12 protein-coding genes are annotated in these 15,200 nt (G+C 61.1%); 4 read left to right on the forward strand and 8 right to left on the reverse strand.

The window, feature by feature from the left end:
• Positions 1-36 precede the first annotated feature (36 nt).
• From ilvN to rluD, 5 genes are all read right to left on the reverse strand, one after another.
• Entirely contained in the window at positions 37-528 is a 492-nt protein-coding gene (gene ilvN / locus ACWF8S_RS14400) for an acetolactate synthase small subunit (protein ID WP_447554063.1), read from the reverse strand.
• The gene (locus ACWF8S_RS14405; protein WP_447554065.1) at positions 528-2,252 is read right to left on the reverse strand and encodes an acetolactate synthase 3 large subunit; all 1,725 of its coding nucleotides are present in this window, start codon (positions 2,250-2,252) and stop codon (positions 528-530) included. The genes ilvN and ACWF8S_RS14405 overlap by 1 nt, the downstream gene beginning before the upstream one ends.
• A 438-nt stretch (positions 2,253-2,690) precedes the next feature.
• Complete coding sequence (gene clpB / locus ACWF8S_RS14410; protein WP_447554068.1) at positions 2,691-5,285, reverse strand: ATP-dependent chaperone ClpB; 2,595 nt, start codon at positions 5,283-5,285, stop codon at positions 2,691-2,693.
• 147 nt (positions 5,286-5,432) lie between these two features.
• On the reverse strand, positions 5,433-6,191 hold the full coding sequence (gene pgeF / locus ACWF8S_RS14415; RefSeq protein WP_447554070.1) for a peptidoglycan editing factor PgeF: 759 nt from the start codon (positions 6,189-6,191) through the stop codon (positions 5,433-5,435).
• Positions 6,188-7,147 (reverse strand): 23S rRNA pseudouridine(1911/1915/1917) synthase RluD, encoded by a 960-nt coding sequence (rluD, locus tag ACWF8S_RS14420; RefSeq protein WP_447554072.1) that lies wholly within the window; start codon positions 7,145-7,147, stop codon positions 6,188-6,190. Before rluD ends, pgeF begins: the two co-directional genes overlap by 4 nt.
• A gap of 162 nt (positions 7,148-7,309) precedes the next feature.
• Here rluD and ACWF8S_RS14425 point away from each other — a divergent pair, with 162 nt between their 5' ends.
• Positions 7,310-8,131 carry an outer membrane protein assembly factor BamD gene (locus ACWF8S_RS14425; RefSeq protein WP_447554074.1) on the forward strand — a complete coding sequence of 274 codons (822 nt, stop codon included), beginning with the start codon at positions 7,310-7,312 and terminating at the stop codon, positions 8,129-8,131.
• 216 nt (positions 8,132-8,347) lie between these two features.
• Positions 8,348-10,042, forward strand: a complete 1,695-nt coding sequence (locus ACWF8S_RS14430) for a methyl-accepting chemotaxis protein (RefSeq protein ID WP_447554076.1) — start codon at positions 8,348-8,350, stop codon at positions 10,040-10,042.
• A gap of 109 nt (positions 10,043-10,151) precedes the next feature.
• Here the strand turns inward: ACWF8S_RS14430 and ACWF8S_RS14435 are convergent, their stop codons facing one another.
• Entirely contained in the window at positions 10,152-11,786 is a 1,635-nt protein-coding gene (locus ACWF8S_RS14435) for an NAD+ synthase (RefSeq protein WP_447554078.1), read from the reverse strand.
• A gap of 238 nt (positions 11,787-12,024) precedes the next feature.
• Between ACWF8S_RS14435 and ACWF8S_RS14440 the strand changes: the two genes are divergently transcribed.
• Positions 12,025-12,288: a PP0621 family protein gene (locus ACWF8S_RS14440; protein ID WP_447554079.1), complete on the forward strand. Its 264-nt coding sequence runs from the start codon at positions 12,025-12,027 to the stop codon at positions 12,286-12,288.
• Here the strand turns inward: ACWF8S_RS14440 and thiO are convergent.
• Complete coding sequence (gene thiO, locus ACWF8S_RS14445) at positions 12,285-13,385, reverse strand: glycine oxidase ThiO (RefSeq protein ID WP_447554080.1); 1,101 nt, start codon at positions 13,383-13,385, stop codon at positions 12,285-12,287. The genes ACWF8S_RS14440 and thiO overlap by 4 nt on opposite strands.
• A gap of 100 nt (positions 13,386-13,485) precedes the next feature.
• Here thiO and ACWF8S_RS14450 point away from each other — a divergent pair, with 100 nt between their 5' ends.
• Positions 13,486-14,046, forward strand: a complete 561-nt coding sequence (locus ACWF8S_RS14450; RefSeq protein WP_447554081.1) for a GspH/FimT family pseudopilin — start codon at positions 13,486-13,488, stop codon at positions 14,044-14,046.
• Here ACWF8S_RS14450 and trxB read toward each other — a convergent pair whose 3' ends face one another.
• Positions 14,047-14,997, reverse strand: coding sequence for a thioredoxin-disulfide reductase (gene trxB, locus ACWF8S_RS14455; protein WP_447554083.1), 951 nt, complete (start codon positions 14,995-14,997; stop codon positions 14,047-14,049).
• Positions 14,998-15,200 lie beyond the last annotated feature (203 nt).

The following is a 15,200-nucleotide window of genomic DNA, read 5'->3' on the forward strand; positions in this document are numbered from 1 at the left end:
GCCGCCCCGTAAGGCGGCTTTCAAACAACCGGGCCGTTACAGCGACAAGACCTTGTCGCCCCGGGCAATGCCCGAGACGCCGGTTCGTGCTACTTCGAGAATACCCACCGGCGCCATGGCCTGAAGAAAGGCATCCAGCTTGGCGGCGTCGCCGGTGATCTGCACGGTATACAGACTCGGCGTGACGTCGACGATCTGCGCGCGGAAGATATCCACCGTGCGCTTCACTTCGTCCCGGGCTGCGCCCAGCGCCTTCACCTTGACCATCATCAGCTCGCGCTCGATGTGGTTGCCCTCGGTGAGATCGACGAGCTTGACCACATCGATCAACTTGTTGAGATGCTTGGTGATCTGCTCGATCACCCGGTCATCGCCCACAGTGGTCACGGTCAGGCGGGAAAGTGACGGATCTTCCGTGGGTGCCACATTGAGCGTTTCGATATTGAAGTTACGCTGGGAAAACAAGCCCACCACACGTGATAGCGCACCCGGTTCGTTTTCCAGAAGAATCGAGATGATATGACGCATCAGGTACGCTCCGTTTTGGACAGCAGCATGTCACGCATCGCGCCCAAGGGCACCTGCATCGGATAGACGTGCTCGAAGGGGTCGACCTTCACATCGAGAAACACCAGTTCGTGCTTGTCTTCAAAGGCACGCACAAGGGCAGGCTCCAGCTCCTCCATGGTGGTCACCGTAATCGCGGTAAAGCCGTAGGCCTCGATCAGCAGATGGAAATCCGGCAGCGACTCCATATAGGAGTGGGCGTGGCGCGACTTGTAGTTCAAGTCCTGCCACTGGCGCACCATGCCGAGCGACTGGTTGTTCAGATTGACGATCTTGACCCCCACCCCGTACTGCTTACAGGTGGAAAGCTCCTGCATCATCATCTGAAAGCTGCCTTCACCGGTGATGCACACCACATCGTCGTCGGGGTAGCTTTTCTTGATCCCCATGGCCGCCGGAAAACCAAAGCCCATGGTGCCCAAGCCGCCGGAGGTGATCAGCCGGTTGGGCTTGTCGAACTTGTAGTACTGGGCGGCGAACATCTGATGCTGACCCACGTCCGTGGTCACATAGGCCTCGCCCCGGGTAACACGGCAAAGCGCCTCGACCACTTCCTGAGGCTTGAGTGCCTCGCCAGCCCTTGACGGTTCAAACAGCTTGCCTTTGCGATCAGCGCGCCAGCCTTCGATCTTTTCCCACCACTCCTCGAGCGCCTGAGTGTGCTCGACCGTACGACCCTGCACCAGACTGATCATCTCGCTGATGACGCTGTCGGCCGCCCCGACGATGGGCACATCGGCGCGCACCGTCTTGGAGATCGAGCTTGGGTCCACGTCTACGTGAATGATCTTGGCCGTCGGGCAGAACTTGGACGTGTTGTTGGTCACCCGGTCGTCAAAGCGCGCGCCGATGGCGATGATCAGATCCGCGTGATGCATGGCCATGTTGGACTCATAAGAGCCGTGCATGCCCAGCCAGCCAAGATTCTGCCGGTCGCTTTGCGGGTGGGCGCCGATACCCATCAGCGTGGTGGTAATCGGAAAGCCCAGCTTCTTGACCAGGTCGGTCAGGCCTTCGCTGGCCTTGCCGGTCACCACGCCGCCGCCGGTATAGAATACCGGGCGCTTGGCCTTGAGCATCAACTCGACGGCTTTCTTGATCTGCCCGGTATGGCCGCGGGTGACCGGGTTGTAGGAGCGCAGCTTGACCTTTTTCGGGTAGACGTATTCGTAGCGCTCGGTCGGGGCGGTCATGTCCTTGGGAATATCCACGACGACCGGCCCCGGGCGCCCGGTGGACGCCAGGTAGAAGGCCTTCTTGAGCACTTCAGGAATGTCAGAGGGGCGACGGATCGAGAAGCTGTGCTTCACGATCGGACGCGTCACACCCACGATATCGGTTTCCTGGAAGGCGTCTTCGCCGATCAGGTGGCTGGCGACCTGCCCGCACAGCACCACCATGGGAATGGAGTCCATGTAGGCGGTGGCGATGCCGGTGACCGCATTGGTCGCCCCGGGCCCGGAGGTCACCAGTACCACGCCAGGTTTACCGGAAGCGCGCGCGTAGCCATCGGCGGCGTGAGTCGCCGCCTGCTCGTGGCGCACCAGGATGTGCTTGACATCATCCTGGCGGAACAGCGCATCGTAAATATGCAGCGCCGCCCCACCGGGATACCCATAAATATATTCAACGCCCTCGTCTTTCAGAAAGCGGGCGATCATGTCTGCGCCGGAAAGCAGTTCCACAGTAGTTCTCCCCTAAAGGTCTCGAGTGCGATCCGCAGATGACTGCGGTGTCGAGTGCGGCGGTATGCCGCTGCCGGCGATGCCGACACCTGATGCCAAACCCTGGCATACGGCCCGGTTAGGGCCTGCACTCTCATCGGAAACGGGCATGAAAAGCCGATTCCTTGCGCGGCGGTTCGCCGCGTCGGGGCGTTGGCCAGGCCAAGCGGTTAACTTGGGCCTGGAAGTCCTTCGGCGGGTAAAGGCCAGCGCCTACCCTTCACGCGGGGATAGGGGGTTGCCCGTGGGTTCCGCGTCCGCAAATCAGGAACCCTCAAGATTCCAATAGCATGCCTGGGCTGTCAACCTTTCATCGCCCCAAAGGGAGGCAGACACACCAAAACCTGCAAAAAACCCCGCTGGGCGTACCAGGCGGGGTCGGTGACACGGAAAATCGGCTTAAGCGAACACCAGCCGGCCGTCGTCGGCGGTTACGTGGATGGTCGCCCCCGGCGCGTACTTGCCCGCCAGAAGATCCTGAGCCAGCGGGTTTTCGATGCGGCTTTGAATCGCCCGCTTGAGCGGCCTTGCGCCGTAAACCGGATCGAAGCCCACTACCGCAAGCTGCGCCATGGCGTCATCGCTGACATCAAGGGCCAGACCGTGTTCGGCCAGGCGTGCCTTCAGACGCTCGAGCTGGATCGTGGCGATCGCCTGGATCTGCTCTTGGCCGAGGGCGTGAAAGACCACGACTTCGTCGATGCGATTGATCAGTTCCGGGCGGAAGTGATTACCGACCACTTCCATGACCGCACCTTTCATCGCCTCGTAATCGCTCGATTGATCATCGCTGGTATCACCGCCCATGCGCTGAATGATGTCCGAGCCCATGTTCGAGGTCATCACGATCACGGTATTGCGGAAATCCACCGTGCGACCCTGACCGTCGGTCAGTCGGCCATCTTCCAGCACCTGCAGGAGAATATTGAAGACATCCGGGTGGGCCTTTTCCACCTCGTCGAGCAGCAGCACCGAGTAGGGCTTGCGGCGCACGGCTTCGGTCAAGTAACCACCCTCTTCATAGCCCACGTAACCGGGAGGCGCGCCGATCAGCCTCGCCACGGAATGCTTCTCCATGAACTCGGACATGTCGATACGCACCATGGCTTCCTCGGTATCGAACAGGAAGTTGGCCAACGACTTGCAAAGTTCGGTCTTGCCCACCCCGGTGGGGCCGAGAAACAGAAACGAGCCGTTGGGCCGATGGGGGTCGGCCAGCCCGGCGCGCGAGCGGCGCACGGCGTTGGCCACGGCTTCCACCGCCTCGTTCTGACCGATCACCCGCTGATGCAGCGCCTCTTCCATGCGCAAGAGCTTGTCGCGCTCGCCTTCAAGCATCTTGGAGACCGGAATACCGGTCCAGCGCGAGACGACCTCGGCGATCTCCTCTTCGGTCACGTTGGAGCGCAGAAGCTGATGGCTCGCGGTATCCGTCTCGCCCTCGCCACTCTCGCGAATCTTCTTCTCGAGTTCGGGAATCTGGCCGTACTGAATTTCCGACATCCGACCAAGATCCCCCTGGCGGCGCGCCTGCTCAAGGTCCAGACGGGCCTGCTCCAGCTCGGCCTTGAACTGGGCCGCCCCCTGAATGCTGGCCTTTTCCGCCTTCCAGATCTCATCCAGGTCGGCGTACTCGCGCTCGAGATCAAAGATATGGTCATTCAACGCTTCAAGGCGCTTTCTGGTTGCCTCGTCGGTCTCCTTTTTCAGCGCTTCGCGCTCCATCTTGAGCTGAATCAGGCGTCGGTCGAGCCGATCCATCGCTTCGGGCTTGGAGTCAAGCTCCATGCGGATGCGCGAGGCCGCCTCATCGATCAGGTCGATCGCTTTATCCGGCAGTTGCCGGTCGGTGATGTAGCGCGTGGAGAGCTTGGCCGCGGCGATGATCGCCGAGTCGGTGATGGCCACGCCGTGGTGTACCTCGTAGCGCTCCTTGAGCCCACGCAGAATCGCCACGGTATCCTCCTCAGAGGGCTCGTCCACCAGCACCTTCTGAAAGCGCCGTTCAAGGGCGGCGTCCTTCTCGATGTACTTGCGGTACTCATCGAGGGTGGTGGCGCCCACACAGTGAAGCTCACCGCGGGCAAGTGCCGGTTTGAGCATGTTGCCGGCATCCATCGCGCCTTCGGCCTTGCCCGCGCCCACCATGGTGTGCAGCTCGTCGATGAACAGAATCACCCGGCCCTCCTCCTGGGCGAGCTCCTTGAGCACCGACTTCAGGCGCTCCTCGAACTCGCCGCGGAACTTGGCGCCGGCCAAGAGCGACCCCATGTCCAGCGAGAGCACACGCTTGTCTTTCAGACCTTCGGGCACTTCGCCATTCACGATACGGCTGGCAAGCCCCTCGACGATGGCGGTCTTGCCCACGCCGGGCTCACCGATCAGTACCGGGTTGTTCTTGGTGCGCCGCTGGAGTACCTGAATGGTACGGCGGATTTCATCGTCGCGGCCGATCACCGGGTCGAGCTTGCCATCCAGCGCCCGCTGGGTCAGGTCCATGGTGTACTTGTTGAGCGCCTCGCGCTGGTCTTCGGCGTTGGCGTCGTCGACATTGGCGCCGCCGCGCAGGCTGTCGATGGCGCTTTCAAGCGCCTTGCGCGTAAGCCCGGCATCCTTCATCGCCTTCGCCGCCGCCCCGCCGCTTTCAAGCGCGGCCAGCAGTACCAGTTCGCTGGCGATGAACTGATCCCCGCGCTTTTGGGCTTCGCGGTCGGTGAGGTTGAAAAGTTTGACCAGATCGCGGGAGGGCTGCACATCGCCGTCGAACTGACCGACCCGGGGAAGGTCGTCAAGCTGGCGTTTCAGGCTATCGCGCAGACGCGAACTCGAGCCCTGGGCCTTTTCGATGAGCGCCTTGATCCCGGTATCCCGGGTATCGAGCAGAGAGAGTAAAAGGTGTGTCGGTTCCAGCTGGTTATTGCCCTGGCCGACGGCGAGTGACTGCGCCTCGGCAATGGCGGACTGGAGCTTGGCGGTGAACTTGTCGAATCGCATGGCATTCTCCTGGGGTGGCCGCGCGTTTGGACCCGCGGCGTTGCCCTGAACGAGCATTTAATCTGCTAAGCGTATTAGCTTGACAAATTAAATGGTGCCAGTTTGGGCGCCTTTCAAGAGGCAACGATGCGCTCGTGATGGTTTTCTTTACGCCTTGAGCCAGACCACGCTGGCCATTCGACCGGTACGGCCGCTGTCCCGACGGTAGGAATAAAACCGCGATTCACAGGCGGTGCAGAAGTGGCCGCCGCTGATATTGTGAACGCCCAGTGCTTCCAGGCGAAAACGCGCCAGACGGTAGAGATCCGCCATGTAATGGTTCAGCCGGTAGGGGCTGTGCTCGAAGGCCTCGGCGCTGTCTGGGTGTGCGCCGACGAAGGCACCGTAGACATCCGAGCCCACCTCGAACTGGGCATTGGAGATCGCAGGGCCCAGCCACACCAGAATATCGTCGGCGGGGCAGTTCATGGCGGCCACGGTCGCTTCCAGCACGCCGCTGGCAAGGCCCCGCCAGCCGGCGTGAGCCACAGCCACCTGGGTGCCCTGACGGTTGCAGAAAAACACCGGCAGGCAGTCGGCCGTGAGCACCACGCAGGCGTACCGGGAGGAGCTTGCCACCGATGCATCGGCCTGGGGCGAATCCGCCTGGTACTCCTGCTGGACGCGAGCACTGTGAATCTGATCGAGCCAGAGAAGCGGACGGTCGTCGCCGATCTCCTTTTGCAGCAAGCGCCGGCAGAGAGTGACGTGGTCGGGGTTGTCGCCCACGTGGCCGGCCGGATTGAACGCGGCAAAATCGCCCTGGCTCGGGCCGGTTTCACGGGTGGTGACGAACCCGCGCACATTGGCAGGTGCCGGCCAGTCGGGAAGTAACAGCGTAGGGTGCAGGTCGATGGCATCGCTCATCGCATGGTCTCGCTATCTTCGCGCAGGTAGTCCAGAAGCATCAGGAGTTCATCGGGCAATTCCGCCTTGAAGGTCATCGACTCCTCGGTGAGCGGATGCACGAAGGTAAGCTTGCGCGCGTGCAGCGCCTGACGAGGAAACTCGCGCAATATCTCCTTCAGCGGCTCGCCTGCCCCCGGGGGGAGCTTGGCCCGCCCGCCATAGAGCGGGTCACCAATCAGCGGGTAGCGGGCGTGAGCCATGTGCACGCGAATCTGGTGGGTGCGCCCGGTTTCCAGCTGACAGCGCACGTGGGTGTGAGCGCGAAAACGCTCCACCACGCGAAAGTGGGTGATCGCGGGCTTGCCCGAGGACGTCACCGCCTGGCGCTTGCGATCCTTGGGGTGACGGCCGATGGGCGCGTCAATGGTGCTGCCCGAAACGGGTTTGCCGATCACCACCGCATCGTACTGACGCGAGACGCTGCGCGCCTGAAGCTGCTCGACCAGCCGGGTCTGGGCGGTCAGGGTCTTCGCCACCATCATGAGCCCGGTGGTGTCCTTGTCCAGCCGATGCACGATACCCGCCCGAGGCACCTCGGCAAGTGACGGGTGATGGTATAAAAGCGCATTGAGCAGTGTACCGTCCGGGTTACCCGCCGCCGGGTGCACCACCATGTTGGCGGGCTTGTTCAGCACGATGACCGCCTCGTCTTCAAAGACGATATTCAGCGCGATGTCCTGAGGAGCAAAGCGGGTATCCTCTTCAAGCGTGGCGCACAAGCGTAACGTCTCGAAGCCGTGAAGCTTGGCCTTGGGTTTGGCTTTTACGCCATCCACGGTAAGCTCACCGGCATTGATCCACGTTTTCAAGCGCTCGCGGGAGTATTCGTTGAACAACTCGGCCGCGGCCTGGTCCAAGCGGGCGCCGGCCAGGGCGGCGGGCACCTGGCACGTGGCTTCAATGATATGCGACATGCAAAACCTCTTTAAGACGCAGATACCCAAGCGAAACACGGTCATGCCTGCGTTTTGCGCCAAGGTGTTTTATAGTGGGCCAATTGCGACCTATTCTACCATTTCTACTTATGGCCATCTTCGCTTTTCGGTGATTGAGGCTTGTTTGCAACGAGGATGATGATGCGCGTTTTCTCCACTGCCAGCCGCTTTGGCGCTGTAGCCTTGAGCCTTGCCCTGTTGGCAGGCTGTGCCAGCAATAATAACGAGTCCGCCGAGCAGGACGTGGGCGAGTTCGCCGGGGTACAGGAGCGCGAGCTCTATGAGCTGGCCCGTACCGCGCTGGACGACAACCGCTACCCGATCGCCATCGAGCGCCTGGAAGCCCTGGACACTCGCTATCCCTTCGGTGCCCACGCCGAGCAGGCCCAGCTCGAGCTCATCTACGCCTACTACGAAAACGGCAACTGGGAAGAGGCCCGCGCGGCGGCCAGCCGCTTCATCCGTCTGCAGCCCGACCACCCCCAGGTGGATTACGCCTACTACCTGCGCGGGCTTTCCGCCTGGCAGGCTGGCCGCTTCAGCCTGGAACGCTTGCGTCTTATCGATATCTCCAAGCGCGACCTGGGTGCCTCACGCGATGCCTACAACGATTTCCGGGAGCTGATTCAGCGCTTCCCGCAAAGTGAGTACGCCCCGGACGCCCAGCAGCGCATCGTCTACCTGCGCGAGCTATTGGCCCAGCACGAACTCCATGTGGCCGATTACTACCTGCGCCGCGGGGCGTATCTCGCCGCCGTCGAGCGAGGCCGCTGGGTGATCGAACATTTTCCGGAAGCCAACGCCACCCGCGACGCGCTGGCCGTCATGGTCGAAGGCTACCAGGGCCTTGGCATGAACGATCGTGCCGATGAGGTGCTCGCCGTATTGCGGGAAAACGCCCCCAACCATGAACAGTTGCAGGGTGCGCGCTTCATTCCCAAGCACGGCTCGGCCAACCGCTAGCCGCCTTCGCCTTCAATCGCGCAAACGCCCTTGTACAGCCTCGACGGTGCAGGGGCATTTTTTTGCAGCACTTTTCAATCGACCGTTTTCCTGTCCCGCATTTTTCCCATAACAGTCAGCAATAAATAGATACAATATATTTTTGTACAATAGCTGTACAGATAACTACTCTTCCCTCAAATCATAACATCAACAGCCACGACCGAGGGAACGCACGTGCCAGCGAAACGGAACTTTAAAATAGGCACCCGCCTAGCCATGGGTTTTTCGATTCTGCTCCTTTTCATCGTCACCCTGACCGCCATTGGAATGTGGCAGGTCAACCAGATCAGCCGCGACCTGACCGAAATCAACGACGTCAACGCCGTCAAGCAGCGTTACGCCATCGACTGGCGGGGCAGCGTTCACGACCGCGCCATCGCGCTGCGCGATATTGTCATCACGACCACCGACGGCCAGTACCGCACGCTTGCCGATGAAATGCAGCGACTGCAAGACAGCTATCAGGTTGCCTCGCAAGGCATGGCAGAGATCACCCGAGAGGAATCCGGCCCTTCGCAGGAAGCACGCATTCTGGAAAGCATTCACGCCCAGCAGGCGTTGACCCTGGGGCTGACCGAGGCGGTCATCAATGCTCGGCTCGATGGTGACGTCGTCCAGGCTCAGACGCTGCTGATCGAGCAGGCAGGCCCGGCTTACGCCGAGTGGCTCGCGCGTATCAATACACTTATCGATCTGCAGGAACAGCTCAATAACGTCACCACCGTTCATGCTCGGGAAGCCGCTTCGAACTTTCAGCTTTTGATGCTCGGCCTGACCTTATTGGCGCTTCTCATTGGCGGCATCATGGCGATCTTTCTGTCGCGCCAGCTCCTTCGCGAACTGGGTGCGGAGCCGTTCGAGGTCCAGTCCTTTTCCAACGCGATCGGTGATGGCAACCTGGCGGTGGCCAACGGGCGCCGGCCGGAGAACGAAAAAGGCATCATGGCCTCGCAGATCGCCATGGCCGAACAGCTCCAGAACATCGTCTTGAAGGTGCGCGCCTCGGCCGAGGCGGTGGCCAGCAACAGTGAGCAGATCGCCGAGGGCAACACCAATCTCGCCTCGCGTACCGAACAGCAGTCCAGTGCGCTGGCTCAAACCGCCGCGGCCATGGAAGAGTTGAACAGCACCGTCACCCAGAACGCGGACAATGCCGAGCAGGCGAGCAAGGAAGCCACCCAGGCAACCGCCACCGCAACCCAGGGAGGCAAGGCCGTACGTGAGCTGACCACCACGATGAACGAGCTGGACCAGAGTTCGCAGGAGATTGCCGGAATCATCTCGACCATCGACGCCATTGCCTTTCAGACCAACATTCTGGCACTGAACGCCTCGGTAGAAGCAGCGCGGGCCGGCGAGCACGGCCGCGGCTTCGCGGTAGTGGCAAGCGAGGTGCGCAACCTGGCCCAGCGAAGCGCCAGCGCCGCCAAGGAAATCAGCGACCTCATCTCCAAGAACCTGGAGCGGGTGAAACACGGCAACGAACGCGCAAGTCTTGCAAGCCGCTCCACCGAAGACATCATCAGCGCCATCGAGCGGGTCAACGTCATCATGAACGAGATCAGCAGCGCCAGCCTCGAGCAAAGCGCCGGCGTGCGCGAGGTCAACCAGGCCGTCTCCGAAATGGATCAGATGACCCAGGATAACGCCAATCTGGTCAACGAAAGTGCCAGCGCCGCCAACACGCTTCGCCATAACGCCCGAGAGCTCATGCAGACCATGCAGACCTTTAAGCTATCTCGCCCGGCCGATCCGCAGACCGCTGCCGACACCGTGTCTCGCGAAACGGCCAGACCTCAAGAGCCGCTTCTTGTAAAAAGCAAAGCCCCCGTCTCGAGTGCCGCCGAGCCCGCCTGGGAGAGCTTCTGAGCGCTCCTCCACCTCGCAGGCCAGCAACCCAAAAAGCCAAACAGTGTTTGGCTTTTTGGGGCTCACGTCGGTGTGTTCTTAACTAGCCGTTCTTTAAAGAAGCGCTCTGCTAGTCTCCTGGCTGCCAGCCATTGACGATGGGGTAGCGCCGGTCGCGACCGAACCCGCGGGAGGTCACGCGCACGCCCACCGGCGCCTGGCGGCGCTTGTATTCGCAGCGGTCCACCAGCTTCACTACCAGCAAGACGTCTTCTTCAGCGAAGCCTTCGGCCATGATGGCCTCCGCGCTCATGTCCCCCTCGATATAGCGCGACAGAATGGCATCGAGTACGTCGTAATCCGGCAGCGAGTCGCTGTCGTGCTGATCCGGGGCAAGCTCAGCGCTGGGGGCTCGCTCGATCACCCGCCCGGGGATGGCCATCGACTGGGTATTGCGCCAGCGCGCCAGACGATACACCCCGGTTTTATATACATCCTTGAGAGCGTTGTAGCCGCCTACCATATCGCCGTAGAGCGTTGCATAGCCCACCGCCATTTCGCTCTTGTTGCCGGTAGTCAGCACCATCAGGCCCTTCTTGTTGGAAATCGCCATCAAGAGCACGCCGCGACAGCGCGACTGCAGGTTCTCCTCGGTGGTATCACGCTCGGTGCCGGCAAAGCTTTCGGACAGCGTCTGGGTGAAGGCCTCGACCATGGGTTCGATCGGCATCACACTGTATTCGACACCGAGCATATCGGCCTGGGCGGCGGCGTCCTGCTTCGAGATATCCGCCGTATAACGGTACGGCATCATCACCGCCTGCACCCGCTGGTGCCCTAGCGCATCCACCGCGATCGCCAGGGAGAGCGCCGAATCGATGCCGCCGGAGAGCCCCAGCACCACCCCCTGAAAGCCGCTCTTGTTCACGTAGTCACGAAGGCCGGTCACCAGTGCGCAGTAAAGGCTTTCCTCCGATGATACGGGGGGGGCGATCTCGCCGGCCTCCGCCATCCAGGTGTGTTCGGGCGTACGGATAAAGCGTACCGGCATCAGCCCCGCCTGCCAGTAAGGCGCCAGCACCTTGAGCGCCCCGTCGGCGCCCACCACGCTCGAGCCGCCGTCGAATACCAGCTCGTCCTGGCCGCCGATGGTATTGACGTACACGATAGGCCGGTTCACCGCCTGGGCGCGAAGCTCGAACAAACGAAGCCGCTCGCTGGGCTTTTCCTGATGATAGGGCGAGGCGTTGAGCACCACGAGGACATCGGCCCCCTCATTCTTGGTCGCCTCGATGGGCGCGCTTTCCCACAGGTCTTCACACACCAGAAGGCCGAGCTTGACCCCCTTGTGCTCAAACACCAGCGGCTTCTCACCCTTGGCAAAGTAGCGCTGCTCGTCGAATACCTGATAGTTGGGTAGCGCCTGCTTGGCGTACTCCGCCTGCCACTCGCCGTTATAAAGCACACCCGCCAGGTTGAAACGCTTGCCATCGCGAACGCCGGGGTAACCGATAATCACCAATACATCCTTGGCAACTTTGGCAGCCATGGTGTCGCGGGCTTTTTGCAGGCGTGACTCCATCGATGCGCGCAGCAGCAAGTCTTCCGGCGGGTAACCCGTCAAGAAAAGCTCGGGAAAGACCACGACGTCCGCCCGGTGCTCGATACGCGCCTCGCGCACGGCTTCGATCGCGCGGGCGGCATTGCCGGGAATATCGCCCACCAGGGGGTCGAGTTGGGCCATTACCAGCGTTAAGTCTTGCATGGGCGTTAAAATCTCTTGAGAATCTTCAGGATATAGCATTCAGGCAGGGCACGATGACAGGGGCAGCGTCTGTCGCGCAAGCCCGCCGGGCTTGCAGTATTGTCCCGCAAGGGCCTGGCGCTGGCAAAGGCCTGCAGCGATAAATGCACGTTCCCATGCATGCGCGAGGTCATGGGCGTATCATTTCATGTACGCACCGTTTCATGTACGCAGTTCCCACCCCGGGAGTCATAAAAGGATGAACCTGTTGATCATTCGATTACTTATTTTTGCCGTGGTGTTTTATGCGGGTTTGAAACTCTACGGCATGTACCGCCAGCATAAGCTTTCAAGAGACGCACAGGTGCCCGAGCGCCATGAAGGCGGGGCCATGGTGCGCTGTCGCTGGTGCGAGGTGCACGTACCGGAAAGCGAGGCGCTGCGATTCGAGCAGATGTGGTTTTGCTCAGGCGCCCATCGGGAGCGCTATATTCAGGAACAGCAAGATCGCGACCCGTCTTAAAGCACCAGCCGCTCTGGGGTGGGCGCAAACGGGGCGGGGTCGATCAGCGGGGCGCGGTTCAAGAGCTTATCCACCAATAGATGGGTCGAGGCCGGCGCCAGCACCAACCCGTTACGAAAGTGCCCCGCGTTGATATAAAGCGACGTGTATCCAGGCAGCGCCCCGATAAACGGAAGCCCGCCCGGCGAGCCCGGGCGAAGCCCGGACCAGTGATGAGCCACCGGATAGCGGGCAAGCTCGGGCACGATCTCTTCGGCGCTTTTCTTGAGTGACAAGAGCGCCTGTGGATCGGTGGTCTTGTCAAACCCGGTCTCTTCCAGGGTGGAGCCCACTAAAAGCAGCCCATCGCCGCGTGGAATGATGTAGCGTCCGTTCTTGAGCACCACGCGCTGAACCAACCCTTTCGGCGCGCTATAGGCGATCATCTGCCCTTTCACCGGGCGCACCGGCAAGCGGATATTCAGGCTGGCCAGCAGCCGGGCCGACCATGCGCCGGCGCACAGCACGACGCGCTCAGCCTGGCGCGGGCCGCCTTGAATCTTTACCCCGACCACCTGTCCCCCTTGCTCGATGAACCCGTCTACCTGCTGGTGCTCATCCAGGATAACGCCCGTCATGGCGTCAAGCCGTGCCCGCAGCGCCTGGCCAAGGCGCGGATTGCGCACGCTCCCCAGAGTGGGCATCCAGAGCGCGCCGTCGGCGCCCGGGGCGGCGTGGGGCTCTTTTTCATGCACGAACGCGTCGCTGACGCGCTCGATAGGCTTGCCCTGATGACGCGCCCAGCGAAGGGCCGCTTCGTCATCTTCCACGCTCAGGTACAAGAGCCCTTTCTGACGATATTCCGGGTCGATCCCCGTCTCTTCGAGCAAGCGCAGCGCCAGGCTGGGGTAAGCCCCTTCCGACCAGCGGGAGAGCTCGGAAATCGCCGGCGGGTAGCGCCAGGGATAAAGCGGCGAGACGATGCCCCCGCCCGCCCAGGAGGCTTCCTGTCCACAGATGCCGCGCTCGACGATACGCACGCGCTGGCCGGCATCGGCAAGCTGAAGTGCGGTCATCATGCCGATCACCCCGCCACCCACAATTAAGAAATCACTCACGGTACGTATCCCTTTTTACCTACACCTGACTGCGCTGCGACCTATACCCCGACAAGCGAGTACCGCCTAGCCTGAGAAAAAGCCAGCACCCGGTGAGCCCATGTGCCACGCGTTTTCGAACTCTTTCAAAGGCCGATTTTCTTCCAGCGCCCACCGCGCTTGCGGGTTCACGTTTCTGGAACTCGTGGTCGCGCTCTTGATTGCTGGCGTCATGGTGACCGGCGCGCTGCCTCACGTTCAGGCCATGCGGCACGCCACGGCGCTGAAAAGCGAAACCCACCGCTTTCAAAAGGCGTTTTCACTGGCGCGCAACACGGCCATCACCCAGCGCATACCGGTAACGCTCTGCCCGGTCAACGCCACATTTCACTGCGCCAACGACTGGAGCCTGCCGCTGGCGGTGATTCGCGACACGCCTATCTCGAGCACTCCGCGTCAGAACGTGGTGCGCATATTTCCCGCCCACCACGAGAGTCGTATTACCTATAACCGCCGCTGGCCCCAGATTCGCTACTCGCCGCTTGGCCATACCAGCGGTTTTAATGGAAGCTTCAACCTGTGTAGCGGCGCCGAGACGGGCCGAAAGCTGGTGCTGAGCCAGCTGGGGCGTCTGCGCCTCGACAGCGCCCCGGTAAGCTGCCCTCAAGACGCCCCAGACTGATCAGGCAATGCCGTCCAGGTAGCGCTCGGCATCCAGTGCCGCCATACAGCCGCTTCCCGCCGACGTGATCGCCTGTCGATAGATATGATCCATCACGTCACCGCAGGCAAACACCCCCGGCACGCTGGTGGCGGTGGCGTTGCCTTCAAGACCGGAATTCACGCTGATATAGCCGCCCTTCATGTCGAGCTGTCCTTCGAAGATGCCGGTATTGGGGCTGTGGCCGATGGCGATAAAAAGCCCCGGCGCGTGGATTTCCTTGAGCGTGCCGTCGAGCGTCGACTTTACCCGCACACCGGTGACACCGCTCGCATCACCCAGCACTTCGTCGACCTGCTGGAACCATTCCAGCGCGATCTTGCCTGCCTCGACCTTCTCCAGAAGCTTGTCCTGAAGAATCTTCTCCGCGCGCAGCGTGTCACGGCGGTGCACCAGCGTCACCTTGGAGGCGATATTGGAAAGGTAGAGCGCCTCTTCAACAGCGGTATTGCCGCCGCCCACCACGATGACTTCCTGATTGCGATAGAAAAAGCCATCGCAGGTAGCACAGGCGGAAACGCCCTGGCCCATGAACTGCTGTTCGGTGGGCAATCCCAGATAACGGGCACTGGCGCCGGTGGCGATAATCAGCGCGTCACAGGTATAAGTGCCGCTATCGCCTTTCAAAGTATAGGGTTTTTCACCTAAGCTGACCTCATGGATATGATCGAACAACACCTCGGTATTGAATCGCTCGGCGTGCGCTTGCATTTTTTCCATGAGCTCAGGACCCTGTATGCCCTGCGCTTCGCCCGGCCAGTTGTCCACATCGGTTGTGGTGGTCAACTGCCCCCCTGCCTGCAGCCCGGTAATCAGCAGCGGCTGCAAGTTGGCGCGAGCGGCATAGACCGCCGCGGTGTAGCCGGCAGGCCCGGAGCCAAGAATAATTAAACGTTCATGACGTGTTTCCATGACACCACCTATATCCTGTTGAAGCGAATAGCTAAGCAAGAGCACGAATGCTAGAGAATCGAGCCAGAGAGTCTGCCTGAAATGGCGTCAAGTACAAGCAATTACAAGGGCGAGACTGCGCCATTAGGCTAAGATGGCTTGAAAGCCTGTGTCGAAATACCCATGTGCTGGTAACAAGGCACGTTTTAGAAAGATACGTTTGA

The organism is Vreelandella xerophytica (assembly GCF_968048975.1).

What these genes read in the sequence shown, in the direction of transcription:
- ilvN (WP_447554063.1), bottom strand. Translation starts at nt 528, where the DNA reads ATGCGTCATATCATCTCGATTCTTCTGGAAAACGAACCGGGTGCGCTA.
- clpB (WP_447554068.1), bottom strand. Translation starts at nt 5,285, where the DNA reads ATGCGATTCGACAAGTTCACCGCCAAGCTCCAGTCCGCCATTGCCGAG.
- pgeF (WP_447554070.1), bottom strand. Translation starts at nt 6,191, where the DNA reads ATGAGCGATGCCATCGACCTGCACCCTACGCTGTTACTTCCCGACTGG.
- rluD (WP_447554072.1), bottom strand. Translation starts at nt 7,147, where the DNA reads ATGTCGCATATCATTGAAGCCACGTGCCAGGTGCCCGCCGCCCTGGCC.
- ACWF8S_RS14425 (WP_447554074.1), top strand. Translation starts at nt 7,310, where the DNA reads ATGCGCGTTTTCTCCACTGCCAGCCGCTTTGGCGCTGTAGCCTTGAGC.
- ACWF8S_RS14435 (WP_447554078.1), bottom strand. Translation starts at nt 11,786, where the DNA reads ATGCAAGACTTAACGCTGGTAATGGCCCAACTCGACCCCCTGGTGGGC.
- ACWF8S_RS14440 (WP_447554079.1), top strand. Translation starts at nt 12,025, where the DNA reads ATGAACCTGTTGATCATTCGATTACTTATTTTTGCCGTGGTGTTTTAT.
- ACWF8S_RS14450 (WP_447554081.1), top strand. Translation starts at nt 13,486, where the DNA reads ATGTGCCACGCGTTTTCGAACTCTTTCAAAGGCCGATTTTCTTCCAGC.
- trxB (WP_447554083.1), bottom strand. Translation starts at nt 14,997, where the DNA reads ATGGAAACACGTCATGAACGTTTAATTATTCTTGGCTCCGGGCCTGCC.